Here is a 13,039-nt window from a genome sequence, read left to right as displayed (position 1 = left end):
GAGACTTTTTGCAGAGACATTGTGTAAGTCCACGGAACCGGCCTACTGTGAGCGCAATTCGTCCCTTGGACCGTCCCGTGGGGGTTGGAAATGAAACGTCGGAGCGTGGGTTTGCTGGTGGCGTCCGCGGTGGTGCTGGCGGGGGTTTCCGCCGTACCGGCCGAAGCACACGGCAGCGACAAGCGCGTGGTGGGGTACTACACCAACTGGAGTGGGTACGCCCGGAACTTCCTGGTCAGCGATCTGGTCAAGAACGGGTCGGCGGCCCGGCTGACCCAGATCAACTACGCGTTCGGATTCGTCGACGCACAGGGGAACTGCGTGAGCAGCGACCCGTGGGCCGACTACCAGCGCCCGTTCACCGCCGAGCAGAGCGTGAACGGCACGGCCGACGCACCCGGGCAGGTGCTCAACGGCAATCTCAACCAGCTCAAGCAGTTGAAGCAGAAGTACCCGAAGCTGCACATCAGCATCTCGCTCGGCGGCTGGACCGGCTCGGCCACCTTCTCCGACGCCGCCCTCACTCCGGCCTCGCGGGCCGCGCACGTGAAGTCCTGCCTGGACATGTGGCTGAAGGGCAACCTGCCCGGCCTGCCCGCGGGCGCGGCGAAGGGGATCTTCGACGGGATCGACCTCGACTGGGAATGGCCCGGCAGCGAAGGCAACCCGGGCAACGTGATCCGGCCTGAGGACAAGCAGAACTTCACCGCCCTCGTGCACGAGTACCGCACGCAACTGGACCGCCTGTCCCGGCCCGGTCGCTACAACCTGACCGCGTTCCTGCCGGCGAACCCGACGATGATCGACAACGGCTTCGAGGTTCGCAAGCTGTTCAAGGACCTGACCTTCGGTACGACGCAGGGTTACGACTACCACGGTCCCTGGGAACAACTGACGAACCAGCAGTCGGCCATCGACGGACCGAAAGCCGATCCGACCACGCCGGAGTTCAGCTCGCAGGTGACGATCGACGCCTACCTGTCCCGCGGTGCGCCGCGGAGCAAACTGGTGATGGGCGTGCCGTTCTACTCCCACGGCTGGACCGGCGTGACGAACCAGAACAACGGCCTGTTCCAGCCGTCGACCGGGCCTGCACCAGCGACATTCGAGGCCGGCACCGAGGACTACCGCTACCTCAAGGCGACCCTGTCCAACTACACCGTCTACCGGGACAACAAGGCCGGATTCGCCTGGCTGTTCGACGGTACGACGTTCTGGACCTGGGACGACCCGGTCGAGATGAAGCGCAAGGCGCAGTACATCTCGCACCGTGATCTCGGCGGCGCGATGATCTGGTCGCTCGACGGCGACACAGCAAATGGGGAGCTGATCTCGGCGTTGCACCGTAATCTTCGGTGACTGGATCTTGACGCCCTGGTGGATCGGTTCGGCGCTGCCGGCGCCGAGCCGATCCATCTCGGGAACCGGGTTCCCCTCTCCGCAGATCGTTGACCGTGGCAACAACTAGCTGCTGACCAGCGAGCTCGCGGGGCGTGACGCGTCATCGACCCCGAAACACTTCGCTTCACCGGCATTCTCGACCTCAGCCGACTCGGCGCCGGAGATCGGTACGACGATCTCGCGCTGATGTTCAAGAGCGTCCGCGGCGAGCTCAATCCCCAGTACGGCGCACCGCCGGCCGGGACTTCTGAGCGCGGAAGGCGCGACGGTAGGCGCTGGGGGTCGTTCGCAGGGCGGTGCGGAAGCGGCGGCGCAGGTTGGTGGCCGACGACAGGCCGACGCGGGTGGCGATCGTGTCGACCGGGAGGTCGGTTTCCTCCAGCAGGACTCGGGTTCTGGCGATGCGCTGGGCGAGCAGCCATTGTCCGGGCGCCGTACCGAGTTGCTCGTCGAAGCGGCGAGCGAGCGTCCGCGGTGAGACGTTGAGTCTGGCCGCGAGGTCGTCGACGGTGATCGGCTCGGCGAGGTTGTCGGTGGCCCAGTCGAGTACGCCGCCCAGTGACTGGGTGGACTGCGTTGCCTCGGTCCGGTACTGCACCTGACCACCCTCGCGATGCGGCGGCATCACCATCCGCCGGGCAACCTGAGCGGCGTACGCGGCGCCGTGGTCGTTGCGGACGAGTTGGAGGCACAGGTCGATCCCGGTGCCGGAGCCGCCGCTCGTCGCGATGTCGCCGTGGTCGATGTAGAGCACATCGGGATCCACCTGCACAGCGGGGAAGCTGCGCTGCAGTTCATCGGCGTACCGCCAGTGGGTGGTGATCCGGCGGCCGTCGAGCAGGCCGGTCGCGGCCAGCGCGTACGCCCCCGAGCAGATGCTGACCAGGCGGGCTCCCCGCATCAGGCTGCGGTCGCTGTGGTCGGGCGGCGTCGCCACGGCCCATGTGCTCGAGATGGCCCCCGGCTCCAGCTGGGAGGGCATCGACGTCCACGAGCCCGGGCCAGAGGAGGTCTACGTCGTCGACGGCGTCTTCAACGACGGGACGCGCGACTACCCGGCCGGCTCGTTCATCCATTGCCCTGCCGGGTCGTCGCACGTACCTCAGACCTCGGCGGGATGCACCCTGTTCCTGTTCTGCCCCGAGGGCTAGGACTTGCCGATTTGGACCACGTCGAAGTCGGTACCGGGCGGAGCGCCGGGCCCGAACGGCGGCGGGGTCCCGAGGTCGCGGCGCCCATTGACCAGCGCGAGCCGGTGGCCGTCCTCCGCGATCGTGGTCGGCATCCGGAACAGGTCGTCGGTGACGACCTCGGTGATGCGGCCCCTGGTCAGGTCGCGGCTGAGTTTCACCCTGACCAGGCGGTTCGCGAAGTTCTCCACGACCCACAAGGTCCTGCCGTCCAGCAGGATGCCGCCCGGCGCACCAGCAGTGAGCTCCCCGCCGGTGATGTCGATGGCCCGGCTGGCGCCGGTTGCCGGGTCGACCAGGTACAGCGTGGCGCGGGAGGAGTGGGCGAGAATCAGCCGTCTGCCGTCGCGGGTGGCGTCGATGCCGTTCAGGTTCGGGCTGTCGTCCATCACCGCGGCCGGTCCGCTCAGCTGCACGGTCCGCGGTGCGCCGATCCAGCCGCGAGGGCCGATCGGGATCTTGTAGACCACCGGCTTGAACGTATCGGTGAAGTAGGCGGCGTTGCCGGTCACCGTGACGTCGTTGATCAAGGTGTTGGTGGTGCGGGTCAGCGTCAGGTCCGCGACCGTCGAACCGCCGTTGGTGCTGTACACGAACGCGTGTCCAGTGGCACCGCCGGCGACCCAGAGCCGCTTGGCGGACCGCCCGACCCTCATCCCGACGGCCGCCCGGCCCGGCGGCGCGTGGACGAAGATCTGCCCGGCACCGGTCCGCAGGCTTCCTCGATAGATGTCACCGCTGGTCAGCGATCCCACGTAGAACGTGCCGTTCGGGCCGGTGGCGATGCCGTCGGGCTGGAAATCGACCGGCAAAGGAACCGAGGCCGGGAACGGTGTTGTCGGCCTGGTCGCCAGCGCCACTGCGGGCGCGCCCCGCGCCGGCTTACGGAAACGCGACATGTTGCCCCCCTGAAACCCCGATCCCCTTGTTTTTAAGGTAGAACCGGGGCTTCAGGTTGTCCAGGTCAGGCCTACTCGGTACTGCGCAGCTCCGTCGGCGCACCGTGGACCGCCGGGATGGTTCCGAGCTTGCCGGCCTGGAAGTCCTCGAAGGCCTGGATGACCTCGGCACGCGTGTTCATCACGAACGGTCCGGCCATCGCGACGGGCTCGCGGATCGGGCGGCCGCCGAGGACGAGGACGTCGAGGTTGGGTTCGGCCTGCGACTGCGACGTACTGGCCGCCGTACGGATCGTGTCGCCGGGGCCGAACGCGGCCAGCTGACCCTTGCGCATCGGCCGGCGCTCGGCGCCGACGGTGCCCTGACCGGCGAGGACGTAGACGAGCGCGTTGTAGTCCGGCTGCCACGGGAGCACGAGCTCGGCACCCGGGCTGACGGTCGCATGCACCAAGGTGATCGGGGTGTGAGTCGAGCCGGGGCCGTTGTGGCCGTCGACCGAGCCCGCGATCACCCGGATCAGCGCGCCGCCGTCCGCGGTGGACAGCAGGGCCGAGTCACCGCCCCGGATGTCCTGGTAGCGCGGCGGCGCCCACTTCTGCGCCTTCGGCAGGTTCACCCAGAGCTGGATGCCGTGGAACAGGCCGCCGCTCAGCACCAGGTGCTCCGGCGGGGTCTCGATGTGCAGAAGTCCGCTTCCGGCAGTCATCCACTGGGTGTCGCCGTTGCTGATCACACCGCCGCCGCCGTTGGAGTCCTGGTGCTCCATGATCCCGTCGAGCATGTAGGTGACGGTCTCGAACCCGCGGTGCGGGTGCCACGGCGTGCCTTTCGGCTCACCCGGCGCGTACTCGACCTCACCCATCTGGTCCATGTGAATGAACGGGTCCAGATCGCGCAGATCCACGCCCGCGAACGCGCGCCGGACCGGGAACCCCTCACCTTCGTATCCACTCGGGGCGGAGGTCACCGACTTCACCGCCCGCTCCTGCGCGACGGCCGGATCCGGCTGATGAACGCGGGGCAACACAGTGATGTCACTGACGGTCACGGCGGGCATGGTTTCTCCTTGCTCAGGTAGTTCAAGAATAAACTATCTGCTCCAACCGGGGCAAGCGAGTGCGCATTCCCGGATGGGCTCACAGGAAGCTCCCAGCGCACGTCCAGGGTGGTGGGAGTCCGGCTTGTCATCGTTCGAGTGGAACCTCTCGAACGGACTGGAGAAGACCGATGACGACCGTGCTCGATCGAGCCCGCACCACCGCCGAGCCGCTCAGTACCGACCCGCCGGCGCGACCACCAGGCCGGCTCCGGCGGCTCATGCGTGGGCCGGCTGAACAGGCGGCGTACGTTCGACCGGCTGTGCTCTCGCTGCTGATCGGCACGGCCTTCCTCTACCTGTGGAACCTGACCGCCTCCGGGTACGGCAACAGCTTCTACGCCGCGGCCGAGCTCGCCGGGACACAGAGCTGGAAGGCCTGGCTGTTCGGCTCGCTCGACGCGGGGAATGCGATCACGGTCGACAAACCACCGGCCGCGCTCTGGGTCGCGACCGCGTTCGCGCGGGTCTTCGGGTTCAACAGCTTCACCGTGCTGGCGCCGCAGGCGCTGATGGGGATCGCCGCTGTCGGGCTGCTCTATTTGACCGTGAAGCGCGTGTCCGGTCCGGTGGCCGGGCTGATCGCCGGGACCACGCTGACGTTGACGCCGGTCGCCGTACTGATGTTCCGGCTCAACAATCCCGATGCGCTGCTCGTGCTGCTCATGGTGGCAGCGGCGTACTTCGTCGTACGTTCGCTGGAGAAGGCGTCGGCGCGGTGGCTGGTGCTGGCGGGGGTGGCGATCGGGTTCGCGTTCCTGACCAAGATGGGGCAGGCGTTCCTGGTGCTGCCGGCGTTCGCGCTGGTGTATCTGATCGCGGCGCCGACGTCCGTGCGGCGACGGTTGCTGCATCTGTTCGGTGCCTTGGGTGCGGTGATCGTGAGTGCCGGTTGGTACGTGGCGCTGGTGGAACTGTGGCCCGCGTCCAGTCGCCCGTACATCGGTGGGTCTACCAACAACTCGCTGCTGGAGCTTGCGCTCGGCTACAACGGGCTCGGGCGGCTGTTGGGTGGCTCGGGCAACGGTGGTGGCGGAGGCGGCGGTGCGAACACCGGGTTTGGTGGGAGCACGGGGATCACGCGGATGTTCGGTGACGCGTTCGGTACCGAGATCTCTTGGTTGTTGCCTGCGGCGTTGATCGCGCTGGTCGGCGGGTTGTGGCTGACGCGTCGTGCACCGCGGACCTCACTTGTCCGGGCCGGGCTGGTGCTGTTCGGCGGTTGGCTGATCGTGACCGCGCTCGTCTTCAGCTTCATGAGTGGGACCGTTCATCCGTACTACGCGGTCGCGCTGGCGCCCGCGATCGCGGGGCTGGTGGCGATGGGGGTTCGGATCGCTTGGCAGCAGCGGGCTTCGCTGGCGGCGCGGTTGACGTTGGCTGCGATGGTGCTGGCGACGGGCGCGTGGGACTACGTGTTGCTCGTCCGGACCGCGGACTTCGTGCCTTGGGCGAAGTACGTCGTACTCGCGGGTGGTGTGGTCGGCGCGGCGCTCGTGGTCGGTGGTCGTCGGGTGCGGCGGCTGGTGCCGGCTGTGGTGCTGGCGTTGGTGGTGTCGCTCGGGCTCGGGAGTACGGCGTACGCGGTGTCGACTGCATCGCACGCCCACAACGGCTCGATCCCGACGTCAGGCCCCAGCAGCAGCGCAATGGGCGGAGGGACCCGTGGCGACGGCGGCGGCTCGGGCGGAACCCCGCCAAGCCGCTCCGGCTCCACCCAGGGCACAACCGGCTCCACCACAACCCAGCAGCAGGCGGGCGGCGGGATGGGTGGGGATGCCTCGGCCAGCAGTGAGCTGACTGCTTTGCTGGAGAAGACCACCACGACCTGGGCTGCCGCCACCAGTGGTTCCCAGTCGGCGGCCTCGCTCGAGCTCGCCACCGGCAAGTCCGTCATCGCCATCGGCGGCTTCAGCGGCACCGATGACGCGCCGACCCTGGCCCAGTTCAAGGAATGGGTCGCCGAAGGCAAGATCGCCTACTACATCTCCGGCGGCCAAGGCGGAGGCGGCGGCAACTCATCCGCAGCCTCCGAGATCCAAGCCTGGGTCACCGCCAACTACACCGCCACCACCGTCGGCAACACCACCGTCTACAACCTGGTCAGCTGACGAACCGCCACCTGCCCCCGCAGCCGGGGTTGGTGAGTGGCGCAGGTCCGGCCCACCGGGATCAGCGAGCGCCATCGGGGCCTGGGATGCGGGCGGCAGTGGACCGCATGGCAGACTCTGGTGGCGTGACGGCGCAGATTCTGGACGGTAAGGCGACGGCGGCGGCGATCAAGGACGAGTTGAAGGTCCGGGTCGCGAAGCTGGCCGAGCAGGGCGTAGTACCCGGGCTCGGCACGATCCTGGTCGGGGACGACCCGGGCAGCCGGGCGTACGTGGCGGGTAAGCACCGGGACTGCGCGGCGGTCGGGATCTCGTCGATCCAGGTCGTGCTGCCGGCGACCGCGACCCAGGACGAGATCGCCGCGAAGGTCCGCGAGCTCAACGAGAACCCGGACTGCACCGGCTTCATCGTCCAACTGCCGCTCCCCAAGCACGTCGACACGAACGAGATCCTCGGCCTGATCGACCCGGTCAAGGACGCCGACGGCCTGCACCCGGTCAGCCTCGGCAAGCTCGTCCTCGGCCAGGACGGTCCGCTGCCGTGCACGCCGAAGGGCTGTGTGGAGATCCTGCGGCGGTACGACGTACCGATCGCCGGAGCCCACGTGGTCGTTGTCGGCCGCGGCGTCACCGCGGGCCGGCCGATGGGGCTGCTGTTCACCCGGCGGAGCGAGAACGCGACCGTGACCCAGTGCCACACCGGCACCACCGACCTCGCCGCGGTCGTCCGTACGGGCGACATCGTGATCGCCGCGGCTGGTTCGGCCGGCCTGATCACCGCCGGCATGGTGAAGCCGGGCGCCGTACTCCTCGACGTCGGCACCAGCCGGAACGCCGAGGGCAAGATCGTCGGCGACATCGAGGAGGCCGCCCGTGAGCAGGCTGCCTGGATTGCCCCGATGCCCGGCGGCATCGGCCCGATGACCCGCGCGATGCTCCTCACCAACGTCGTCGAAGCCGCCGAAGCGAGCCTGGCCGGATGAGCGGCGGCCGGACGATCGAGACGAGCGTGACGTGCTGATGGCGGGGGAAGCCCAGCGCCGCAACGAATGGCCCCTGGTCCTGTCGCTGCTGGTGGCGGCGACGGGCCTCGTCGTCCTCACCTTCTACAACTGGCGCAACGGCGTCATCATCTTCGCCGGCAGCGTAGTCCTCGCCGGCCTCCTCCGAGCCACCCTCTCCGACACCGCCGCCGGCCTCCTCCACGTCCGAGGCCGCATGTTCGACACCGCCTTCCTGCTGGCCACCGGCGCCGCAATCATCACCCTGGGCCTCATAGTCCCGAACTAGCCGTGGGGTTTCCCTGGCGTGCTTTGGGCCGGTGCCTGGCACGGGGGGCACCGGGTGTCGTGCCTGCTTGCGTTCTAGTGGAAGAAGTGGCGGGTGCCGGTGAAGTACATGGTGATGCCGGCCTTGGCGGCGGCTTCGATGGCTGCCTCGTCCCGGATGGAGCCGCCGGGCTGGACGACTGCTTTGACGCCGCCTTCGATGAGGACCTCGAGGCCGTCGGGGAAGGGGAAGAAGGCGTCGGAGGCGGCGACGGAGCCGGTGGCGCGGTCGCCGGCTCGGGAGACGGCCAGGCGGCAGGAGTCGACGCGGTTCACCTGGCCCATGCCGACGCCGACCGAGGCGCCGTCGGAAGCCAGCAGGATCGCGTTGGACTTGACCGCGCGGCAGGCCTTCCAGGCGAACGCGAGGTCGGCGAGGACCTCCGGGGAGGCAGGGTCGCCGGCCGCGAGGGTCCACGCGGCCGGCTCGTCGCCGGACGCCTGGAAGCGATCGCGGTGCTGCAGCAGCAGGCCACCACTGATCGCCCGCATCTCGACGGCGTCGCCCTCGGTGGCCGAAGGCGCGACCAGGAGCCGGATGTTCTTCTTGCCCTGCAGGATCTCGACCGCGCCGTCGTCGTACGCCGGTGCGACGAGCACCTCGGTGAAGATCTCCGCGACCTGCTTGGCCATGTCCACCGACACGGGCCGGTTGGTCGCGATCACACCGCCGTACGCCGAGACCGGGTCGCACTCGTGGGCCCGGCGGTGCGCTTCGGCGATGTCCTTGCCGACCGCGATCCCGCACGGGTTCGCGTGCTTGATGATCGCCACCGCCGGCTCACTGAAGTCATAGGCGGTACGACGGGCAGCGTCGGCGTCGACATAGTTGTTGTACGACATCTCCTTGCCGTGCAGCTGCGCCGCCGCGGCGAGACCGTCCGAGCCATTGCGGTAGAGCGCCGCCGGCTGATGCGGGTTCTCGCCGTACCGCAGTACGGCGGACCGGTCCCAAGCCGACCCGATCCAGCGCGGGAACCCGGTCCCGTCGCTGGTGTCGGTCAGCACGTTGCCCATCCACGATGCGACGGCCAGGTCGTACTCCGCAGTGTGTACGAACGCATCCGCCGCCAGCCGCTGCCGCTGCTCCAGCGAGAAGCCACCCTCACCCAAGGCCGCGACGACCTCGCCGTACCGCGAAGGAGACACCACGACAGCCACGTTGGCGTGGTTCTTGGCCGCGCCGCGCACCATCGACGGCCCACCGATGTCGATCTGCTCGATGCACTCGTCCGCCGACGCGCCGGACGCGACGGTCTCGGTGAACGGGTACAGGTTGCTCACCAGCAGGTCGAACGGCTCGACCCGCATCTCGGCCAGCTGCTCGACGTGGTCGGGCTTGCGGACGTCGGCGAGCAGACCGGCGTGCACCATCGGGTGCAGCGTCTTGACCCGCCCGTCCAGGCACTCCGGGAACCCGGTCAGATCCTCGACCTTGGTCACCGGTACGCCGGCCGCCGCGATCCGGCCCGCGGTGGAACCGGTCGACACGATCTGGACACCGGCCTCGGACAGTGCCTTTGCGAGCTCCTCCAGACCGGTCTTGTCGTAGACGCTGATCAGCGCCCGGCGGATCGGCCTGCGGTCGGTGCTCACTTCAGTCGAACCTTTCGTCCGGTGATGGTCCAGCCCTCGCGGACGAGGCGGCCGACCCACTCCACCAGCTGGCGGCGTTCGACCTCCTTGATCCGTTCGGTCAGGGTTTCTTCGGTGTCGTCGTCGGCAACGTCTACGACGACCTGCGCGATGATCGGCCCGGTGTCGACGCCGCCGTCCACGAAGAACAACGTCGCCCCGGCGACCTTCACGCCGTACTCGAGCGCGTCCCGGGGTCCGTGGATGCCGGGGAAGGCGGGCAGCAGCGCGTTGTGCGTGTTGATGTACCGGTCGCCGAAGGCCTCGAGGAAGTCGTCACCGACGAGCTTCAGGAACCCGGCCGACACCACCAGGTCGGGCTTGTACTCCGCGACCGACGCGGTCAGCGCACGATCCCAGTCGGCCCGCTCCGCGTAGTCCTTCACCTTGTGCACGAAGCTCGGCACTCCGGCGGTCGCGGCCCGGTCCAGCCCGGCGATCCCCTCCCGGTCGGCACCGACGGCGACGACCTGAGCGCCGTACGCCGGGTCGGCGCAGGCGTCCAGGAGTGCCTGCAGGTTCGAACCCGACCCTGACACGAGCACGACGAGGCGTGCTGGCTCGGGCGTGGGCGCAACCGGGTCTGTCACGCGCCAAACCTTATCCCGCGGCGTCGGCCTCGCTGTCAGCCGGTCGGCGGGAGGCGGCCACCGCGGCCGTGATCGAGGCCCCGATCGCGATCCCCGCGGCCAGTACGCCGGCCGCCGGCAGCGCGGCCGGGATCCCGACGGCCGACATCCGGCCTGGTCCGGCCGAACCACCCGACATCGCCATCAGCGCGTACAGCAGCACCCCGGCGAGCAGGGCCGCGATACCGCCACGCAGCGCGAACGCATCCCAGCCGAGCGCGTCAGCGTCCTGATCCGCGAGCCCACGCCGCACCACGACCAGTCCGGCGACCACGCCAGCGGCCAGCGGCACCACGGCGGTCAGTGCGAGCAAGTATGTCGGCGTCGCGCCGTCCGCGGGTACGGCGGCCAGCAGCGGAAGCGCGGGCAGGTTCCCGACATCCACTCCGGTCGGGGCGATCGTCGTACCCACTCCCAGCTGGAATCCGGGTCCGGCGAGGAAGGAGACGACGTACAGGACCATGTTGGGCACCAGCATCAGGCAGATGGCGAACAGCACCACCGACCCGATCACACCGGCGTCCAGCAGCTCCAGCATCCCGGTGATCCGGGAGAAGTGGATCGCCAGCAGTACGCCGTACAGGACCGAGGCGATCGCGATCACGGTCAGTACGGCGGCGACCGCGGCCGGCACGGTGTCCCGCAACCCCTTGGGAGTCGCGTCGGCGATGTCCTGGGCCGCACCGGACTCGACCAGTACGCCGAGGGTGCCGGCGACCAGGGCGATTGAGGCGGCCCCGAGGAACGCGGACAGCGGGGACACGTTGAGCGCACCGTCGGCCGTGAGCAACGCCACGACGAGCGCACCGAGTCCGTACACGCCGGCGAACACCCCGGAGAGCAGGATCAGGTCTTTGGTCCGGTCGGCCGCGCTGCTACGGGCGGCGGACTTGCCACCGCGATACAGGCACCAGGCGAAGAAGAAGGTCAGACCGAGCGGTGCGACCGTCAGGGAACCGCTCCCGAGCGTCACTCCGGCCTTGTGGGCGACCAGCCAGGCCGATGCGCCCGCGCGGATCGCTCCGGAGGCGCCACCGAAGGTCGCGGCCAGCCAACCGATCACAGCGACCGCCGCACACGTCAGGAGTCCGGTGAGCAGGCAGGCGCCGGCGGAGATCACGGCCGAGACGACCACGGGCTTGGTCGGGGCAGTGACCTCGGGGGCGGGCCCGGGAGCCTGGTGTGGTCCGCCGTCACGGGCACCCGGGCGGCTCAGCATGTCGGTCATCTGACATCCATCGTCACCCCGTCGCTGGACACCACTCGTCCTGACACGCCGGATATGGAAGACTTCAGCCCGCTCGCTCACGCTCGGTTCCCGCTTCTTGACCTGTGGGTAGCTGTTTGTGAGCGGCAAGGGTCCACCGGGTACTGTCGGGTGGAATCAGTCAGGAGGTCGAGCTTTGGCCGGTTCCCACCGCGCACCGCGCGGCGGCGGTCGCGCCGCTGCCCGGGAAGCGCGCCGGCAGAAGGCGCGCAAGCGGAACCAGACGATCGCAGCCGGTGCGGCGGTCGTGGTGCTGGTCGGCGGCGGCGGCGTCGCGGCGCTGAACGCGTTCGGCGGCGACAACTCGTCCGGTCCGAAGGTCGGCAACGGCCCGTCCGACGACAAGCCGTCCAACCCGGACATGCTGGCCGACAACAAGGTGCTGCTCGACGGCACCAGCGCGAAGCCGTTGTCCGCGACCGGCGCCTGGGCGGTCACCAAGACCGACGACGGCGGTACCGCCCCGGACAGGGCGTTCGTCTGCCAGTCCCAGCGGTTCGCCGACCCGGCCGGGCTGCGCACCTGGGTCCGCACGCTCCAGAACTCGGCCACCAAGGACACCGCGGTCCAGTACGTCGAGGTGTCGAACGACAAGGCCGCCGCGGGTAAGGCGTACAGCTCGATCGTCGGCTGGCTGAGCCAGTGCTCGGCCGCGCAGACCCGACTCACCGCGAGCTACGTCACCACCGGGGTCGGCGAGCGCGGTGTGCTCGCGGTCTTCGGCCAGCCGTCCGGCACCAAGACGAAGTACAAGACGATCGCGGTCTCGCTGGCCGGCCAGGCCACCGTGGTGCTCGAGCACGACACCATCTCCGCTACGCCGCCCAAGCCGGACGCGGTCCTGGCCGCGGCGAATCTCGGAGTCAAGAAGATCTGCGCCCAGTCGGGCGGCTGCGGCACCACGGCACCGGTGGCGACGGCCGGCCTGCTGCCCGCCACCGACTCTCCTGGGTACATGGCGCCGGTCGACCTGCCGGTGCTGGCCGACATCGACAAGCCGTGGGTCAGCAGCCCGGGCGCGAAGACCACTGCCGGCACCGGGTGCGAGAAGATCAACTTCAAGACCGCGAAGGCAACGAAGTACGGCACGCTCACCTACGTCACGCCGGAGGCGAAGGTGCCGACCGAGTTCGGCCTCGACGACACGGTCGCGAAGTTCGCCACCCCGACGGCGGCGGCCGGTTTCGTCACCCAGATCCGCAAGAACGTCGACGGCTGTGAGAAGGCGGTCTCGAACGCGAGGGTGGAGTCCACCGGCTCGATCGCGACCAGCACGATCAAGGGCGAGAGCTGGCTGGCGACGTACGACACCGGGAACGGGAAGAAGTTCACCTACCGGATCGGCATCGCGGGGTCCGGGGATCGCGCGGTCTACGTGCTGTTCCCGGTGCTGAAGGACCTGGACATCTCGGACACGGCGTTCAACGAGACCGTGATCCGGGCCGCCGAACGATCGGCGTCGTACAAGTAGTACGAGAGAAC

General features: G+C 69.1%; 12 protein-coding genes. 6 read left to right on the top strand and 6 right to left on the bottom strand.

Annotated elements, in window-relative coordinates; translation table 11 throughout:
• Positions 1 to 105 precede the first annotated feature (105 nt).
• On the top strand, positions 106 to 1,359 hold the full coding sequence (locus tag ACZ3HV_RS20625; RefSeq protein ID WP_465686586.1) for a glycoside hydrolase family 18 protein: 1,254 nt from the start codon (positions 106 to 108) through the stop codon (positions 1,357 to 1,359).
• A 253-nt stretch (positions 1,360 to 1,612) separates the two neighbouring features.
• Here the strand turns inward: ACZ3HV_RS20625 and ACZ3HV_RS20620 are convergent, their stop codons facing one another.
• Positions 1,613 to 2,338, bottom strand: a complete 726-nt coding sequence (locus ACZ3HV_RS20620; protein ID WP_465686585.1) for a helix-turn-helix domain-containing protein — start codon at positions 2,336 to 2,338, stop codon at positions 1,613 to 1,615.
• 16 nt (positions 2,339 to 2,354) lie between these two features.
• Between ACZ3HV_RS20620 and ACZ3HV_RS20615 the strand changes: the two genes are divergently transcribed.
• Entirely contained in the window at positions 2,355 to 2,552 is a 198-nt protein-coding gene (locus tag ACZ3HV_RS20615; RefSeq protein ID WP_465686584.1) for a cupin domain-containing protein, read from the top strand.
• On the opposite strand, the gene ACZ3HV_RS20610 is transcribed toward ACZ3HV_RS20615, so the two are convergent.
• Both ACZ3HV_RS20610 and ACZ3HV_RS20605 read right to left on the bottom strand, forming a co-directional pair.
• On the bottom strand, positions 2,549 to 3,490 hold the full coding sequence (locus tag ACZ3HV_RS20610; protein ID WP_465686583.1) for an SMP-30/gluconolactonase/LRE family protein: 942 nt from the start codon (positions 3,488 to 3,490) through the stop codon (positions 2,549 to 2,551). The two genes, ACZ3HV_RS20615 and ACZ3HV_RS20610, sit on opposite strands and share 4 nt — an antisense overlap.
• Before the next feature lie 71 nt (positions 3,491 to 3,561).
• Positions 3,562 to 4,548, bottom strand: coding sequence for a pirin family protein (locus ACZ3HV_RS20605; protein WP_465686582.1), 987 nt, complete (start codon positions 4,546 to 4,548; stop codon positions 3,562 to 3,564).
• 170 nt (positions 4,549 to 4,718) lie between these two features.
• Between ACZ3HV_RS20605 and ACZ3HV_RS20600 the strand changes: the two genes are divergently transcribed.
• From ACZ3HV_RS20600 to ACZ3HV_RS20590, 3 genes are all read left to right on the top strand, one after another.
• Entirely contained in the window at positions 4,719 to 6,698 is a 1,980-nt protein-coding gene (locus ACZ3HV_RS20600; RefSeq protein ID WP_465686581.1) for an ArnT family glycosyltransferase, read from the top strand.
• A 125-nt stretch (positions 6,699 to 6,823) separates the two neighbouring features.
• Positions 6,824 to 7,681 carry a bifunctional methylenetetrahydrofolate dehydrogenase/methenyltetrahydrofolate cyclohydrolase gene (locus ACZ3HV_RS20595; RefSeq protein ID WP_465686580.1) on the top strand — a complete coding sequence of 286 codons (858 nt, stop codon included), beginning with the start codon at positions 6,824 to 6,826 and terminating at the stop codon, positions 7,679 to 7,681.
• A gap of 37 nt (positions 7,682 to 7,718) precedes the next feature.
• The gene (locus ACZ3HV_RS20590; RefSeq protein WP_360363273.1) at positions 7,719 to 7,988 is read left to right on the top strand and encodes a DUF3017 domain-containing protein; all 270 of its coding nucleotides are present in this window, start codon (positions 7,719 to 7,721) and stop codon (positions 7,986 to 7,988) included.
• Positions 7,989 to 8,062: 74 nt separating this feature from the next.
• On the opposite strand, the gene purH is transcribed toward ACZ3HV_RS20590, so the two are convergent.
• The 3 genes from purH to ACZ3HV_RS20575 are packed head-to-tail and all read right to left on the bottom strand — an operon-like array spanning position 8,063 to position 11,518.
• On the bottom strand, positions 8,063 to 9,622 hold the full coding sequence (gene purH / locus ACZ3HV_RS20585) for a bifunctional phosphoribosylaminoimidazolecarboxamide formyltransferase/IMP cyclohydrolase (protein WP_465686578.1): 1,560 nt from the start codon (positions 9,620 to 9,622) through the stop codon (positions 8,063 to 8,065).
• Positions 9,619 to 10,251, bottom strand: coding sequence for a phosphoribosylglycinamide formyltransferase (purN, locus tag ACZ3HV_RS20580; RefSeq protein ID WP_465686576.1), 633 nt, complete (start codon positions 10,249 to 10,251; stop codon positions 9,619 to 9,621). The genes purH and purN overlap by 4 nt, the downstream gene beginning before the upstream one ends.
• Before the next feature lie 10 nt (positions 10,252 to 10,261).
• Positions 10,262 to 11,518: a cell division protein PerM gene (locus tag ACZ3HV_RS20575; RefSeq protein ID WP_465686574.1), complete on the bottom strand. Its 1,257-nt coding sequence runs from the start codon at positions 11,516 to 11,518 to the stop codon at positions 10,262 to 10,264.
• A gap of 175 nt (positions 11,519 to 11,693) precedes the next feature.
• Here ACZ3HV_RS20575 and ACZ3HV_RS20570 point away from each other — a divergent pair, with 175 nt between their 5' ends.
• Positions 11,694 to 13,028, top strand: coding sequence for a hypothetical protein (locus ACZ3HV_RS20570; RefSeq protein ID WP_465686572.1), 1,335 nt, complete (start codon positions 11,694 to 11,696; stop codon positions 13,026 to 13,028).
• The last annotated feature ends 11 nt before the right edge of the window (positions 13,029 to 13,039 follow it).

Source organism: Kribbella sp. NPDC020701 (assembly GCF_055562215.1).
The sequence above is the reverse complement of the archived record's forward strand: the minus strand, read 5'-3'. Positions and strand labels throughout refer to the sequence as shown.

Coding starts and splice junctions, on each gene's coding strand:
- ACZ3HV_RS20615 (WP_465686584.1), top strand. CDS start 2,355: ATGGCCCCCGGCTCCAGCTGGGAGGGCATCGACGTCCACGAGCCCGGG.
- ACZ3HV_RS20610 (WP_465686583.1), bottom strand. CDS start 3,490: ATGTCGCGTTTCCGTAAGCCGGCGCGGGGCGCGCCCGCAGTGGCGCTG.
- ACZ3HV_RS20605 (WP_465686582.1), bottom strand. CDS start 4,548: ATGCCCGCCGTGACCGTCAGTGACATCACTGTGTTGCCCCGCGTTCAT.
- ACZ3HV_RS20600 (WP_465686581.1), top strand. CDS start 4,719: ATGACGACCGTGCTCGATCGAGCCCGCACCACCGCCGAGCCGCTCAGT.
- ACZ3HV_RS20590 (WP_360363273.1), top strand. CDS start 7,719: ATGGCGGGGGAAGCCCAGCGCCGCAACGAATGGCCCCTGGTCCTGTCG.
- ACZ3HV_RS20575 (WP_465686574.1), bottom strand. CDS start 11,518: ATGACCGACATGCTGAGCCGCCCGGGTGCCCGTGACGGCGGACCACAC.